Genomic DNA, 14623 nt, shown 5'->3' with positions numbered 1-14623 from the left:
GCCCTTGGTTGGCAATCATCATGGTTTCTTCTTACCAACCAGCGGAGCAAGGACATGCGTATCGGCATTATTGGGGCAGGCTTCATCGGACGTGCAGTGGCACAATTGGTCATCGCGGCGGGACACGAGGCGATGCTCAGCAATTCACGTGGGCCACAGACCATGAGCAGCGTGCTCAGTGGCATTCCTGGCAGTCAGGTAGGCACTGTCGAGGACGCAGCACAATTTGGCGACGTTGTACTCGTGGCCATTCCTCTTGAGCATTACCGGAGCGTGCCGGCCAAGTGGCTAGAGGGCAAAATCGTGCTGGATGCCAACAATTACTACCCGGAACGCGACGGTCACATTGCCGTTCTCGACCGATTCGAAACCACCACCAGCCGCCTGCTCGCCGAGCATCTGCCCCACTCCAGCGTGGTCAAGGTATTCAATGCAATCCTCGCCCAAGACCTGCTGCAGGACTCGCGCCCGAAAGCAGCGCCCGACCGACGCGCACTGCCGATCGCGGCGGATGATCCGGCGGCGAAAGCGTTGGTAATCACGTTGCTGGACGAGATTGGATTCGACGCGGCAGATGCGGGCAGCCTCGATGAAAGCTGGCGATTCGAACGGGCTAAACCCGCCTACTGCATACCGCTGGATAAAGAGGGGCTGAAGGTTGCCTTGGCTGCGGCCTATCGGCAGGTCGAATTGCCCGAGGGATCGTGGCGCCGCTGAATACCCACAACCGACTGGATCGAGAGAAGACTTGGAGCTGACTGAGGACAACGTCAGCTTCGGATCGATTGCAGTCCTTCCCGACAGACAGCTGTCGGCCAAAAGTAGTCATTTACCAAGCGTGTGACGAGGCAAGGCAATCGAAATCAAAGCTGCAATCAGCACGAATCCACTCGATATCCATAAGCACGCTTCCAGTCCATACACCTGATAGACCCAACCGGAAAGCACCGTGCCGATCAGGCGGCCCATGGCGTTGGACATGTAATAGAAACCCACGTCCAGCGACACGCCGTCTTCCTTGGCGTAGGACACGATCAGGTAGCTGTGCAGCGAAGAGTTCACCGCGAACAGCGCACCAAAAACCATCAATCCGCCGAGCAGCCCCCCCTGTTGCGATAACCCGGTGTTCAGCCCTAGAGCAATTGCCGCAGGCAGGCCCGCCAGTGCAAGTGCCCACAGAAATGCCGCACGACCATCCGGTACGTGCCCGCGTTTCTTTCCAGTGATGTTGGGCGCGAAGGACTGCACGATGCCGTAGCCGATAACCCAGGCCGCAAGAAATCCGCCAACCTCCCAGAAGTCCCAGCCGAAGACACTGCTCAGGTACACCGGCAAGGCCACCACGAACCAGACATCGCGGGCACCGAACAGGAACATCCGCGCCGCTGAAAGGATATTGATCGCCCGGCTCTTGGACAGGATGTCGCGAAATTTTGGCTTGGCTTTGGCCTTGCCCAAGTCCTTCTTCAACAGAATCAAGCTGCTGATCCAGATCAGCGCCAGAACACCGGCCATGGCCAGCAAGGCGCCCTTGAAACCGATCAACGCCAGCAAGGCTCCGCCAAGAAAAAAGCCGACACCTTTGAGTGCGTTCTTCGAGCCGGTGAGGATTGCCACCCACTTGTAGAGTTTGCCCTGCTGCCCATCAGGAACCAGAAGTTTGATGGAGCTTTTGGCACTCATCTTGTTCAGGTCCTTGGCAATCCCCGAAAGCGCCTGAGCGCCCATCACCCATGGAATCGTCAGCCAGGCCACTGGCACCGTCAGCATCAACAACGCCACAACCTGCATTCCCAGCCCGATGTTCATGGTCCGGTTCAGGCCCAATCGGGCGCCGAGATAACCGCCCACCAGGTTGGTGATCACACCAAAGAGTTCGTAGAACAGAAACAACGCCGCGATTTGCAGAGGGCTGTAGCCCAACGCGTGAAAGTGCAGCACCACCAACATGCGCAAGGCGCCGTCGGTGAGGGTGAAGGCCCAGTAATTGCCTGTCACGAGCAGGTACTGTCGCACTTGCGGCGCGAGGGCTGACAACGCTTTCATCACCGCTCCTTAAACGGCCAGGCCGACCATTCTGGCCAGTTCGACGGTGCGGTTGGCGTAACCCCATTCATTGTCGTACCAGGCATAGAGTTTGACCTGGGTGCCGTTAATGACCATGGTCGACAGCGCATCGATGATCGATGAGCGCGGGTCGGTGCGGTAGTCGATGGACACCAGCGGACGCTCCTCGAAACCGAGGATGTCTTTCAGTTCATTCTCGGACGCGTCCTTGAGGAACTGATTCACTTCTTCGACAGTGGTAACGCGCTCGACTTCAAAGACACAGTCGGTCAGCGAAGCGTTGGCCAGCGGCACACGCACGGCATGGCCATTCAGACGCCCGCGCAGTTCCGGGAAGATTTCGGCAATGGCGGTGGCCGAGCCGGTACTGGTCGGAATCAAACTCATGCCCGATGCACGCGCACGGCGCAGATCCTTGTGCGGCTGATCAAGAATGCTTTGAGTGTTGGTCAGGTCGTGGATGGTGGTGATCGAACCGTGGCGAATGCCCAGTTTCTCGTGGATCACCTTTACCACCGGCGCCAGACAGTTGGTGGTGCACGACGCGGCGGTAACGATGCGATGTTCCGCCGGATTGAACAGCTGATGGTTGACGCCCATGACAATGTTCAGCGCGCCCTTCTCCTTCACCGGCGCGCTGACCACTACACGTTTAACGCCCTGGTCAAGGTAAGCCTGAAGCACCGCAACGGTCTTCATCTTGCCGCTGGCTTCAATCACCAGATCGCAGCCCGACCAATCAGTGTCGGCAATCGCCTTGTTGGCAGTGACTTTGATGCGTTTGCCGTCGATGACGATGCTGTCGCCTTCGGAGTCGGCCTGGTAATTCCAACGGCCATGCACCGAGTCGAAGTTCAGCAGGTGCGCATGCGTGGCTGCGTCACCTGCCGGATCGTTGATCTGCACGAACTCGAATTCTGGCCAGCTCCACGCGGCGCGCAAAGCGAGGCGACCGATCCGGCCAAAACCATTGATACCCACTTTGATAGTCATGTTGTTGTGCTCTGTATCCGTTGTCAGTAGGCGTTCGACTGGGTGTCGAACCGGCCGATGTATTCGATATGGGCAGGATGCTGAATGGCGCGAGGGCGCAGCGATTGAACATCGCGGATAGCATCGCTAAATGGCACACCGCTCTCGATCAACAGCTGAGCGGCGACCAAACCGGTACGGCCTGAGCCACCCTTGCAATGGATGGCGATGGTCTTTCCTTCGGTCAGTAGCCGCGTGAGTCGCAAATGGTGCTGCTCCCATGCGGCCTTGAATGCTTCGCCAGGAGCTTGATCGTCGTCTACGGGCAGGTGAAACCATTCGATGCCGAGCATCTGACATTCTTCGGGCAGCAGGTCGATCTCGTTCTGAAGCAACTCCTCGGTCGGCATCAGCGTCAGCAAGGCAGATGCCCCCGCATCCTTAAGGGTTTGCAACGCCTCAAACGGCTTGGTGCCCTTCGTGCCTGGGCACGGGGTAAAGATCAATTGGCCAGTGAACTGTGCCAGGGGTAGTACGGAATATGGGTGTTGTTGCACAGTAAAAAATCCTCAAATTGAGCGCTGATTGACCCGTTTCATGAGTTGTTCCGCCGACTCCTTGCGCTCGGAGTAACGATCAACCAGATAGTCCTGACGGTCGCGAAGCAGCAGCGTGAATTTCACCAACTCTTCCATCACATCAACGACACGGTCGTAGAACGGAGAAGGTTTCATCCGGCCGTTGTCGTCGAATTCCATATAGGCCTTCGGTACGGAGGATTGGTTAGGGATGGTAAACATGCGCATCCAGCGACCCAGCACTCGCAACTGATTGACCACGTTGAACGACTGCGAACCGCCGCACACCTGCATCACGGCGAGGGTTTTGCCCTGGGTCGGGCGGACTGCGCCCATGGCCAGTGGCACCCAGTCGATCTGAGCCTTGAAGACCGCACTCATGGAGCCGTGACGTTCTGGAGAACACCAGACCTGCCCCTCGGACCACAGCATCAGCTCGCGCAGTTCATTCACACGTGGATGATCGTCAGGTGCGTCATCTGGCAACGGCAAACCTGACGGATTGAAAATCCGCGCCTCGGCGCCGAAGTGCTCCAGCAACCGAGCGGCTTCCTCTACCAGCAGGCGACTGAAGGAGCGCTCACGGGTCGATCCGTACAGCAACAAAATGCGCGGTTTGTGGATGGAAGTCATTTCGATACCCAGCTTGTCTGCCGATGGGAGATCAACCAGTTCGGTATCAAGTTGGGGGATAGGGTCATCAAACATAGTCTTTGTCCTGCGCAACGGCGCTGTTGGATTCATCGAGCCAGGGCCAGCTCTGCCTTGCGAGCGATGTCGTATTCGAAGGCGGAATCAGGCGATTTAGCTTTCACAGCAGGCGAGTGCCCGTTCAGGACGGTCGCCCATTTCATCGAGGCGTTTGGCCTCAGGGCTCAACCAATGTTTGTTGTTTTCGAGCACAGTGGTCAGCACTTGATGGACCCAATCGGGGAGATTCGGGTGCAGTCGGTAATACACCCATTGGCCTTGCCGACGGTCCGACAGCAAACCGCAACTGCGCAGCTGTGCAAGGTGCCTGGAGACTTTTGGCTGACTCTCATTCAACGCGCAAGTCAGCTCGCAAACACATAACTCTCCTTCACGAGTGATGAGCATCATCGTGCGCACCCGAGTGTCGTCAGCCAGGCATTTGAAAACGGTGGTCGGTGTCAGATGGTCAGCCATATCGTTTCTCAGTGTTTGCTTTTGACCAAGACGAACATCTTGATGCGCTCATGGATTTCGTGAAGGGTGTGACGGAAGGCATCGGGTTTGGCACTGGTGACCGGATCCTCAAAACTCCAGACCAACGACTCACCGGCTCCAGGTAAAGACAGGCATTCCGCTGCGGCTTTATCACACAAGGTGATGACGTAATCGAAACGCTCACCACGGAACTCGTCTATCGACTTACTACGTAATCCTTCGGTGCTCACACCAATGTGTGAAAGCGCCTCAAAGGTGCGCGGGTCTACCTGAGTCGGAGCAGTGCCGGCACTGAACGCCTCGAAATGCTCCGAGTCGGTATGCCTCAGCAACGCTTGGGCCAACTGAGAGCGTGCAGCGTTGGCGGTACAGACGAACAGGACACGGACTTTGCTGGTCATTGTGAAGTCTCAGCTCATATACGGTTTAACGAATATATGGTTTTCCGTATACAAGGTAAAGAACAGTGTTAAGCAGAAAAAAGACTCGGCATCAAGCGAACACTGGGGACGATGCATCGTGGATGAAGCACATCAAACTAGGGATGATGTGAGAAGCATCTGGCCCAACGCCTCTGAGGGTGGCCGAAGCAAAGTTGCGCTGTTTCGGCAACCCCACAAAATACAAACCCGGCACGTGCTCCGCCTGCCCGTTGCGTTGCCTCAGGCGTTCATTGCCCGCCACGTGCAGACCTGCCAAAAAACCAAGGTTCGGACGAAACCCGGTCGCGAAAACCAGACTGTCCACTTCGGTGTGCTGCCCATCGGCCCAGATCACGCCCGTTGACGTTACCTCCGTGAACATCGGCTTACGCTCAAAAAGTCCCTGCTTCATGGCTCGACGATAGGTGCCGTCATCCAGTACAGGGGTACTTTGGTCATTCAGCCAACGAGTCTTCTCCATCCCTGTCCACTTGAGCCAAGCATGAAAATCCACACCGAGGATCTTTTGCGGAAAAAACCGAATCGATTCCCTCGTCGCCAATACGACGCTGCTGACTTGAGCCAACTCATGGGCAATTTGTACCGCTGAGTTGGCCGCACCTATGACCACTACTCGTTGATCACTGAAGCCGTCGACATTTCGGTAATCAGCACTGTGTAAACGTTGCCCGCGAAAACTCTCCAGCCCTGGAATGTCAGGGATGAACGCCTGATTGAATCCGCCAGTGCAAACGATCAATGCTTTTGAGCGCAAACGCTGACCATCAGATGTCTGAAGCAAAAATAGTCCATCCTCCCTACACACTTTCTGGACTCGTATGTTCTGCCGAATGGGTAGCTGGAAAGCGTCCGCGTACTGCTCCAGATAACGTACAACTTCATCGCGTAGCGGATAATGCTTGGCTTCAGCGGGAAAGGGCATCCCAGGTAGCGATGAGTAAGCAGCAGGGGAAAAAAGTCTCAGGCTGTCGTAGTAGTTGCGCCAATTTCCACCTGGCTGGCTCTCGGCATCCAGGATGAGAAACCTGAGGTTCTGCTGCCGCAGGTGCCAGCCACACGCGAGCCCGGCTTGGCCCGCACCAATAACGATGGCGTCCATGGGCTCATTTTTTACATTCATGTATGCGCACCCATGCATATATAGAGATAATAAAAAACCTACTCTGGCACGCCAGGGCAGCAAAACGGGGCCAGACTCTTCATGTGCTGAAGAATGGCTTCGAGCCGTGTCACCACCGCCGGCCCATCCACCTCGTAGAACATCTGCCGGCTGACCTTGGTAGCACGGACGATGCCCGCGTCTAATAGCACTTGCAGATGACGGGACACCACTGAACGCTCTTGAGGTAATCCTTCGGCAATCTCGCCGATATCCGCACGCCCCAGTTGCATGACTCGCTTGAGCACAGCTACCCGCGACGGCTCGCACAGAGCTTTGAAGAAGGCTCCATCGAGAGAGTTGATTGCGGCATCAATTGCCCGTGAACGTGTAGAAGCTCGGTTTGTCATACGGATGACTATATGTGCAGATCCATGCACACGTCAATTTGTCGAATCAACGCCACCACAAATATCTGTAGAGCCTGATCAATGCCTGCACGGCCACAATAGCGAGTCCACAGTCGATTCCGGACCTTCGCGACAGGCAGCAATCGACCTGAAGCGGTATCTCGACAGCCGCACACCCATCGTCGAGAATGAGCCGGGTTTTCAGCGCCCAGCACTACTCAGGGAAGAAGCCGTCCATAGGACTTGCGAGGAAGGACATGATCGACGGTTCCGCCGTTTTGACAGTTTTTTTGGTTTACTTGGCAGGCGTTGTTATCCCTGGGCCAAATTTCGTCGCAGTGGTCCATAAAGCGGTGGCTGCTACACGGTCAGAAGCTCTGGCCTTGGTAGCGGGTATCGTACTGATCAACTTGTTCTGGTCCACCTGTGCAATTGCAGGTCTCGGGGTTGTATTTGCTGCGCTCCCCTGGGCTGCGTTTGTGGTAAAGATTCTGGGGGCCACTTACCTGATATGGTTCGGCTTCCGACTGCTGATCAACGCGGGGAAGAATGCGCTGGGCCCGCTAAATGATGGCGTCGCCGGTAGTTGCAGGCAGTCCTTCATTCAGGGGGTGATTACCAACATTGGCAACCCCAAGTCCATGGCCTTCTATGCCGCTGTTTTTTCAGCCGCAGCCCCCGCCCACGTTTCGCCAGGCACGTTTTTGTCGATGCTGGCAGTTGTAGTGGTGGTTTCAACGACCTGGTATGGAATGGTCGCAATCGCTCTTTCGCAACCTAAGATTGCTTCCGCGTATCAAGGGAGGAAAAAAGCAATCGATCGACTGTGCGGTGGTTTGATTTTGTCTCTAGGGATCCGCCAGCTGGTTTAGCACTTGGTCTGCTGCGCATCAGCGTTTAACCGATCACCAAAACCTGCACAATTGCCGGCTTTTTTCGCGACAGGAATCGGTCGACTTCGTCTACGCTGGCCGTTTAAATTGGCTGTCTCCTCGTCTGAAGGTGCTCCCCTACATGAATGCCCCCTTCTCGGGCAGCTGCCTTTGCGGCGCCGTCAAATACCAAATCTCTTCACGACCTAAAGCACTTTCTCACTGCCATTGCAGCCAATGCCGCAAAAGCCATGGGGCCGCATTCGCCAGCTATGGCAGCGTGTTGCGCGGCAATCTGCAGCTTATTAACGGTGCCGATTGCATTAAGTCGTTCCAGACTTCTGAGTCAGTCCTGCGTCAGTTTTGCGGCCAGTGCGGTTCGTCGCTGTTCTGGTCAACAAGCCAAGGTGAATACTCTGGCTGGATCTCGATCGCCTTGGGCACCTTGGATACAACATTCACCTCTGATAAACAAAAGCACGTTCAGGTCCCATCCAAGGCCTCGTGGTATGAAATCACGGATCATTGGCCGCAACACCAGTGACAGCTTTGGGTCGATTGTGTTGAAAAAGTCGGTCCTTCCAGACTGCCCGCATACTGACTGCTGAAAACGCTTTTTTTGCACGCAGCTATGCGAAATCTGAGCCCGGAATCCTCTGCTCAAAGTAAAGATTTCAATCTCAAGCGCGTACTTTTCTGCCGTGGAAACCATGGCCGACTTTTTCAACAGAATCGGTCGATTGCAGCCCTTCACGACAGGCAGCAATCGGCCATCCATACCAATAATTTCCCTCACTGCACGAACCTCGGTATTCGGCTAGAGTGCTGATTCATGGAGCTTAGGGATATGCAATGAAACTGAAACACAGGCCAGTGAAGGCGGACGACATTAAAACGATCTGCGGCTTTCCTCAGAACGCCCAAGAGTTGTTTTTCATGTTTCCGAAAGCGCACTACCCGCTAACAGAAGCGCAATTGATCACTGCGATCACCCAACGCTTCGACTCTACTGTCGTTGAGTTTGATGGAGCCGTCGTCGGATTCGCCAATTTCTATCGGGCTGAACGCAATGGCGTTTGCTGTATCGGCAATGTCATCGTCTCGCCGACCGCTCGGGGCAAAGGTGTGGCCACGTTTATCGTAGAGACAATGACACGCTTGGCATTCGAGCGTTATGAAGCCAACGAGGTGCAGATCTCCTGTTTCAACGAAAATACGGCTGGGCTATTGCTCTACCCCAGGCTTGGGTTTGTGCCTTATGCCATAGAGGAACGACCTTCGTTGGGAAACGGTCGATCAGCCCTCATACAAATGACGCTGGTTCCGCAGCCATAGGCCGAAGGCACCTGGAAGGCCACAGATTGAGGTCAGCGTCAGCCACCTAAAGCGTCACTGCACGCTTTCGATCAAGGCTGTCGCCAAAGCCACGGATCACCTCCAACAAAGACTTCACCCGCAGCGGCAGATTCCCGGCCGGGTACACAGCGTGCATCTGCGGGCTCTCACCGCCGCTGGAGGTGAGTTTGTACTCGGGGCAGACCCGAAGCAGGCGCCCCGCTTGCACTTCGGGCTCCGCCATCCAGTCCGCCAGACGGGCGATTCCGACACCCGCCAGGGTCGCCTGGAACACTGCCAAACCGGAGCTGAAACGAAATTTTGGATGAACCCGAAAGCTGATGGCCTGCTCCTCACTGCGAAAATTCCACTCCTTGAGAATCCGTGGCGCCGTATGCAGGATCAGTGAGTGCGACTCCAGGGCCTCGATGGAGTCGGGCATTCCGCGTCGCTCCAGATACCCGGGGCTGGCATACAGGTAACGTGAATAACTCCAGAGTGGAAAGCCGATCAGGTCACTGGATTGCGCAAACGCGCCGCGAATCGAGAAGTCCAGCTTGTTCTTGGCCGGGTCAATGGTTTCATCGGTGAAAATCACATCGACGTTCACGTCTGGATAACGCTCGCAGTACTGCGCGATCAACCGGGGCAATACTCCGTACCCGAGAAACTCGGGGGCGGAAAAGCGGATCCAGCCACAGGCCAGGCCACTGAGACCGGCCAGGTCTTCCTCCGCCTCACGTTGCAGATCCAGCATTTTGTAAGCGTGAGGCATCAAGCGCTCACCCGCCTCGGTCAAACTCACGGCATTGGATGAGCGATTGAACAGCTTGACCCCGACACTTTCCTCCAGGGCTTGAACGGCGCGGGTCAGCGCACTGGGGGAGCGCCCCAGAGTACGTGCCGCCGCGACAAAACTGCGCTTGCGAGCCACCGTCGCGAAGGCTTCAAGTTCCCCCAACATATTCAATGCCACTGACCACCTCATTGCACTTTTCACAACGTGGCATTGCAACACAAAAAAGGCCCTTCCGTTAACCTTCCCGCTCAACCCACAAGGATGGGGCAAACAGGAGCAGAAGGACGTGTCGAAGCTGGATGAAATAGTCGGAAAATCCGCGGCCCATATCGGTGAAGAAGTTCATGAATGGCTGGAAAAAAAATCAGCGACTCCGACCCGACAGGAGATACCGCAAATTCATCTGTCATTCGAAGAACAGCGCACACTGCAAACCGGCCTGGCATCGCTGGCCGTGACCGACAGCGCCTCGGGCATCCGCCACATGCCGGCCTTGGGGCAGTTGCTGGAAAGTGTCCTGTGCGCCGAGAAATTCCAGCAGTTGCGCCACTTTCCCCAGGCCCGAGAAGTGGCAATGATCGTCAGGGGATTGCCGCTGGACCCGCAACTGCCCGCCACGCCCTACGACATGGAGCCGGGTATCGAGAACGTATCGGTTCTGGCCGGGGCTATCCTGTCCGTGCTGCAAACCCTGCAAACCTGTCCGCTGGCGTACGAGGGTGAAAGCGACGACACAGTGTTCCGCCACGTATCGCCCAAGCACAAGCGAGAGACCGAAAAGAGCTCCTATGGCTCGCGCGCGGACCTGGACATGCATGTCGACAACCCTCACCTGCCCTTGACCTGCGAACCCGTCTCGCAGTTGTCGGCTTGTCCGGAGTACCTGTCCCTGACCGGCCTGCGCTGCGAGCCCGACGTGCCGACGCGCATCGTCGCCATTGACGACGTGCTGGCCATGCTGCCGGCCAGCGTCGAAGAAGAATTGTCACGACCGAACTTCGCCATTCGCCGACCGGCCTCCTTCGGCAAACAGGGTAATGTGCTGGAAAACGTCCCACTGCTGTACAGAAGCGCAACCGGTGGCCTGTATTGCCGCTACAACAAAGCGAGTGTCGAAGCGACCTGCGCCGATGCGCAGTTTGCCCTGCAACTGTTCGCCGCCGCCGCCAATCATCCCGATGTCGTGCACCACATACTGCTGCAACCGGGGGACATGCTGATCTTCAAGAACCAGCAAACCCTGCATGCCCGGGACGGTTTTACCCCCCGCTACGACGGTCGCGACCGCTGGATGCTGCGTGTCTTCGGGGTCAACGACCTGGCACGCGTGATGCCGCTGGACCCTCACCTCCCCTTCATCGTCAGAGCCTGATTTCATGGTCGATATTGTCATCCTTTGCGTGTTCGCCTTCGCCGCCGGCCTGATCGATGCGGCGGTGGGCGGCGGCGGACTGATCCAGATACCCGCGCTGTTCAACGTGCTGCCCACGGCACAACCGGCGGCGCTTCTGGGTACCAACAAAGTCGCAGCGGCCTGCGGCACCGCATTCGCGGCCCGGTCCTTCGTGCGCAAGGTGGTGATCAACTGGAGTCTGGTGATCCCCGCCGCCTGTGCGGCCTTTGTCATGGCTTTCTTCGGAGCGGCCACGGTGTCGTTCGTACCCCAGTCGATGATCCGGCCGGCGGTGCTGGTGTTGATCGTACTGATGGCGATCTACACCTTCTGGAAAAAGGACTTCGGCGCCCTGCACAAACCCATGCGCATCGGTACCAAGGAAAAACTGTTGGCGATCATCATCGGCGGTGCCATCGGCTTCTACGACGGACTGTTCGGTCCCGGCACTGGCAGTTTCCTGATCTTCCTGTTTATCCGCTTCTTCGCCTTCGACTTCCTTCATGCCTCGGCATCGGCCAAGCTGGTGAACATCGCGACCAACGTAGCGGCGCTGATATTCTTCATTCCGACGGGTAACGTGCTCTACCTGGTTGCAATTCCCATGGCGGCATTCAATATCCTGGGCGCGCTGACCGGTACCTGGCTTGCGGTTCATAAAGGCGTGCCCTTTGTCCGGGCCCTGTTCCTGGTGTTGCTGGTGATCCTGATCAGCAAGCTGTCCTACGACCTGTTCCTGTAAACCTGAGGAAAACCACATGCATCCCATGTTCGATCGCCTGGTGGCGCTACTCGATGCCCGCGCAGCCTCCTACCGAGTGTTGATGCACGATGCCGAGGGCCAGTCGGCGCGGGTCGCCGAAATCCGTGGCACCGAGCCCGGCCAAGGCGCGAAGGCCATGCTCTGCTCGCTCAAGGGTCAGGCCGAACCGTATGCCCTGGTGATATTGCCAGGCGACCAGAAGCTCGACATGAAGAAGGTCGGAGCGGCCCTGGGCGGGAAAAAAGCCGAACTGGTGAAGGCCGAAACCGCCATGGGACTGACCGGATGCCAGATCGGCGCGATCCCTCCTTTCGTCTTCGATGAGCGGATTCAATTGATCGTCGATCCGGCCCTGACCACAGGCTATAGCGAAATCGCCTTCAACGCTGGTCGGCTGGATGCATCGATGGTGCTTGATACGCAGGATTATCTGGCGATTGCCAAGCCTCGGTTGCTAGACATCAGCCAGGCTTGAGAAACAGTTAGGCATTATCGGCAAACCTGCCTGGTTAACTGTGATTTGCCACTCAATTAACAAGACAAGGAATGCCCGCTCATGAAATTTGGCTACATGATCATCTACGTCCCGGACGTCGTTGCCTCACTCCAGTTCTTTTCGTCAGCCTTCGGGTTTAGCGTTCGCTTCCTCCATGAATCCAACACCTACGGCGAACTCGAAACAGGGGAAACGGCGCTGGCATTCGCCGCCGATGAACTGGCCGCGATGAACTTCAGTACGGGCCATGTCTCGGCACACTCCTCCCCCAAACCACTCGGAATCGAAGTAGGCTTGGTGACCGAGGACGTTCCGGCGGCGCACGCCAGAGCGTTGAAGGCGGGAGCCACCGAAATTTCCTCACCAAGCGCCAAGCCCTGGGGACAAATCGTCTCTTACGTTCGATGCCCTGACGGAACGTTGGTAGAACTCTGCACGCCGGTACAGCAGTAATCGGGGATCGACGAGTCGGCATCGCCTCTATAGGCGATGCTGGCGTGTCTTTCTTCGAACGTCCAAAACCACGTTGCATAAAATTGCTTTCATCACAGAACTGCATGACTTCAGCCAACAAGCCCTTCGTCTCGCCGCTGAATCATCCAAAACGACCGTCCGTAACTCTGCCCCGGCAGCCTCTCACCCTTCGCTATTCTTAACCACACACCACCGCTGGCACGGCTGAACGCAGGGCTTGCGGCATCATCGTCAGGAGTAGGGATCAGGGTAAGGAGCACGCCACTTCAACAGAGTATCGAATAATGAAAATGCTACTGATGGTCGAGTTTCCCCATGAGCCTTTCAACGCGCTTGTCAGGTCGGGGAAAATCGGCGAAATCATGAACCGCGTCCTGGAAACCATTAAGCCGGAGGCGACTTATTTCACTGAGCACGATGGCATGCGAAGTGGGATTTTTCTGATCGATATAGAAGACCCTTCCGAAATTCCCGGCTATGCGGAACCTTTCTTTCTCAACTTCCAGGCCAACTGCAAATTCCGAGTGGTCATGAGTGCGCAGAACCTGCAAGACGCGGGTCTGGAGGAGCTCGGAAAAGCTTGGGGATGAGGTACGATCAATGAGTGAGAAACCTGTGGCGAGGGAGCTTGCTCCCGCTTGAGTGCGTAGCGCTCACAAAAATCGGCAATTGCTGTCGGATTTTGGGGGCCGCTACGCAGCCCAGCGCGAGCAAGCTCGCTCGCTCGCTCGCCACAAGCGTGCTCGCCACAATGGCAGAGCCTGTCGCTTACTGAACAGTTTTCAGCTTGACGACATCACCGGAGATTGTGGTGGTGTAACCAGTCAGGACCCAGGCCCAGAACCAGTTTTCCTGAACCTGGGTGTTGATCATGGCGTCGCCGCCCTTGGCCTTGATCGCGGCGTTCTGAGCGCGGATGAAACGGTTGTTCTGCTGGATCGGGATGAGGCCAAACAGCAGGAGGCCAGTGGCGGTCGCTTCACTGTGGCCGACAACGGTGTACTGGCTGCTGTCGTACTGCTGAGTCTTCATCGGGGCGCCGGTGCAACCCGCCAGAACCAGACCGAACAGGGCTACGGCAACAACTTTGCTGAGATAATTCACTGAGTCACTCCATTAGAAATACCCGGGATCCATCTCTCGGGCGGCGCATACTTTAACGGATGAAATGGCTCGTTGATATCACCTATACAGCCTTTACGCGGCAATCATTTTGATGAGGCACAAATTATTGCGGCTGAAATGTCTGAAGGTAGGCCAACAGGTTTTCGATCTTCTCCGGATCGCTGAGGCCCCAGAAAATCATGCGGGTTCCGGGGACCACTTCTTTGGGCGCTTCGATGTATGCGGTGAGTGTTTGGCGGGTCCAGACGACGCCTGATGATTTCATCGCGGTTGAGTACTGATAGTCCGTCGTGCTTCCCGCAGGGCGCCCGAAGATGGCATTGAGTTGCGGACCAAAAGAACCCCGCGCCGAAGTCCCTACTTGATGACAGCCGCCGCAGATACGGTTAAATAGTTTCTGACCGGCTTCAGCATCCCCCGCCGCTTCGGCTTGCATGCTGAATAACCCGGTATTGAGCATCAAGGCGAAGGTAAGGATGGCGGCGTTTTTCATGTGGTGCTCCAAATCAGGTGTTGCTGGCAGCAAAAACGGGCGGCTATTTCATCATGACTGGCGGCTACACCGAAGCCTCGAAGCTAATCTCTAACGCTCTTTGTCCTTTTAACTCG

The 14623-nt window shown here is 56.4% G+C and carries 20 protein-coding genes; 9 read left to right on the top strand and 11 right to left on the bottom strand.

Features of this window, described 5'->3' with window-relative positions; translation table 11 throughout:
* The first annotated feature begins 54 nt into the window (after positions 1 to 54).
* Positions 55 to 717 carry an NADPH-dependent F420 reductase gene (locus tag CKW20_RS12910; RefSeq protein WP_095053232.1) on the top strand — a complete coding sequence of 221 codons (663 nt, stop codon included), beginning with the start codon at positions 55 to 57 and terminating at the stop codon, positions 715 to 717.
* Positions 718 to 825: 108 nt separating this feature from the next.
* On the opposite strand, the gene arsJ is transcribed toward CKW20_RS12910, so the two are convergent.
* The 8 genes from arsJ to CKW20_RS12870 form a co-directional block, all read right to left on the bottom strand.
* Positions 826 to 2046, bottom strand: coding sequence for an organoarsenical effux MFS transporter ArsJ (gene arsJ, locus CKW20_RS12905; RefSeq protein WP_095053231.1), 1221 nt, complete (start codon positions 2044 to 2046; stop codon positions 826 to 828).
* Positions 2047 to 2055: 9 nt separating this feature from the next.
* The gene (locus CKW20_RS12900) at positions 2056 to 3060 is read right to left on the bottom strand and encodes an ArsJ-associated glyceraldehyde-3-phosphate dehydrogenase (RefSeq protein ID WP_095053230.1); all 1005 of its coding nucleotides are present in this window, start codon (positions 3058 to 3060) and stop codon (positions 2056 to 2058) included.
* Between the two features lie 23 nt (positions 3061 to 3083).
* Positions 3084 to 3596, bottom strand: coding sequence for a tyrosine-protein phosphatase (locus CKW20_RS12895; RefSeq protein ID WP_095053229.1), 513 nt, complete (start codon positions 3594 to 3596; stop codon positions 3084 to 3086).
* Positions 3597 to 3608: 12 nt separating this feature from the next.
* The gene (gene arsH, locus CKW20_RS12890) at positions 3609 to 4325 is read right to left on the bottom strand and encodes an arsenical resistance protein ArsH (protein ID WP_095053228.1); all 717 of its coding nucleotides are present in this window, start codon (positions 4323 to 4325) and stop codon (positions 3609 to 3611) included.
* A 96-nt stretch (positions 4326 to 4421) separates the two neighbouring features.
* Positions 4422 to 4784, bottom strand: coding sequence for a metalloregulator ArsR/SmtB family transcription factor (locus CKW20_RS12885; RefSeq protein WP_095053227.1), 363 nt, complete (start codon positions 4782 to 4784; stop codon positions 4422 to 4424).
* An 8-nt stretch (positions 4785 to 4792) separates the two neighbouring features.
* Positions 4793 to 5206: an arsenate reductase ArsC gene (locus tag CKW20_RS12880; protein ID WP_095053226.1), complete on the bottom strand. Its 414-nt coding sequence runs from the start codon at positions 5204 to 5206 to the stop codon at positions 4793 to 4795.
* A gap of 91 nt (positions 5207 to 5297) precedes the next feature.
* Positions 5298 to 6368 carry an NAD(P)/FAD-dependent oxidoreductase gene (locus tag CKW20_RS12875; RefSeq protein WP_095053225.1) on the bottom strand — a complete coding sequence of 357 codons (1071 nt, stop codon included), beginning with the start codon at positions 6366 to 6368 and terminating at the stop codon, positions 5298 to 5300.
* Between the two features lie 38 nt (positions 6369 to 6406).
* Complete coding sequence (locus CKW20_RS12870; protein WP_030131001.1) at positions 6407 to 6757, bottom strand: helix-turn-helix transcriptional regulator; 351 nt, start codon at positions 6755 to 6757, stop codon at positions 6407 to 6409.
* Positions 6758 to 7014: 257 nt separating this feature from the next.
* Between CKW20_RS12870 and CKW20_RS12865 the strand changes: the two genes are divergently transcribed.
* The 3 genes from CKW20_RS12865 to CKW20_RS12855 all read left to right on the top strand — a co-directional run bounded on the left by CKW20_RS12865 (position 7015) and on the right by CKW20_RS12855 (position 8964).
* Positions 7015 to 7629 (top strand): LysE family translocator, encoded by a 615-nt coding sequence (locus CKW20_RS12865; RefSeq protein WP_095053323.1) that lies wholly within the window; start codon positions 7015 to 7017, stop codon positions 7627 to 7629.
* A gap of 142 nt (positions 7630 to 7771) precedes the next feature.
* Entirely contained in the window at positions 7772 to 8173 is a 402-nt protein-coding gene (locus CKW20_RS12860; protein WP_095053224.1) for a GFA family protein, read from the top strand.
* A 308-nt stretch (positions 8174 to 8481) separates the two neighbouring features.
* Complete coding sequence (locus tag CKW20_RS12855; RefSeq protein ID WP_095053223.1) at positions 8482 to 8964, top strand: GNAT family N-acetyltransferase; 483 nt, start codon at positions 8482 to 8484, stop codon at positions 8962 to 8964.
* A 46-nt stretch (positions 8965 to 9010) separates the two neighbouring features.
* Here CKW20_RS12855 and CKW20_RS12850 read toward each other — a convergent pair whose 3' ends face one another.
* Positions 9011 to 9940, bottom strand: a complete 930-nt coding sequence (locus tag CKW20_RS12850) for a LysR family transcriptional regulator (protein ID WP_095053222.1) — start codon at positions 9938 to 9940, stop codon at positions 9011 to 9013.
* 109 nt (positions 9941 to 10049) lie between these two features.
* Between CKW20_RS12850 and CKW20_RS12845 the strand changes: the two genes are divergently transcribed.
* The 5 genes from CKW20_RS12845 (at position 10050) to CKW20_RS12825 (ending at position 13479) form a co-directional block, all read left to right on the top strand.
* Positions 10050 to 11135, top strand: coding sequence for a TauD/TfdA family dioxygenase (locus tag CKW20_RS12845; RefSeq protein WP_095053221.1), 1086 nt, complete (start codon positions 10050 to 10052; stop codon positions 11133 to 11135).
* Between the two features lie 4 nt (positions 11136 to 11139).
* The gene (locus CKW20_RS12840) at positions 11140 to 11898 is read left to right on the top strand and encodes a TSUP family transporter (RefSeq protein WP_095053220.1); all 759 of its coding nucleotides are present in this window, start codon (positions 11140 to 11142) and stop codon (positions 11896 to 11898) included.
* A 16-nt stretch (positions 11899 to 11914) separates the two neighbouring features.
* Entirely contained in the window at positions 11915 to 12394 is a 480-nt protein-coding gene (locus CKW20_RS12835) for a YbaK/prolyl-tRNA synthetase associated domain-containing protein (RefSeq protein WP_095053219.1), read from the top strand.
* An 81-nt stretch (positions 12395 to 12475) separates the two neighbouring features.
* Complete coding sequence (locus CKW20_RS12830) at positions 12476 to 12868, top strand: VOC family protein (RefSeq protein WP_095053218.1); 393 nt, start codon at positions 12476 to 12478, stop codon at positions 12866 to 12868.
* A 305-nt stretch (positions 12869 to 13173) separates the two neighbouring features.
* The gene (locus tag CKW20_RS12825; RefSeq protein ID WP_095053217.1) at positions 13174 to 13479 is read left to right on the top strand and encodes a panthothenate synthetase; all 306 of its coding nucleotides are present in this window, start codon (positions 13174 to 13176) and stop codon (positions 13477 to 13479) included.
* A gap of 178 nt (positions 13480 to 13657) precedes the next feature.
* Here the strand turns inward: CKW20_RS12825 and CKW20_RS12820 are convergent, their stop codons facing one another.
* Complete coding sequence (locus CKW20_RS12820; protein WP_095053216.1) at positions 13658 to 13993, bottom strand: hypothetical protein; 336 nt, start codon at positions 13991 to 13993, stop codon at positions 13658 to 13660.
* A gap of 124 nt (positions 13994 to 14117) precedes the next feature.
* Entirely contained in the window at positions 14118 to 14507 is a 390-nt protein-coding gene (locus tag CKW20_RS12815; RefSeq protein WP_095053215.1) for a cytochrome c family protein, read from the bottom strand.
* Between the last annotated feature and the right edge of the window lie 116 nt (positions 14508 to 14623).

The sequence above is a fragment of the Pseudomonas sp. Irchel s3b2 genome (assembly GCF_900187445.1).
Lineage (GTDB): Bacteria > Pseudomonadota > Gammaproteobacteria > Pseudomonadales > Pseudomonadaceae > Aquipseudomonas.
The sequence above is the reverse complement of the archived record's forward strand: the minus strand, read 5'-3'. Positions and strand labels throughout refer to the sequence as shown.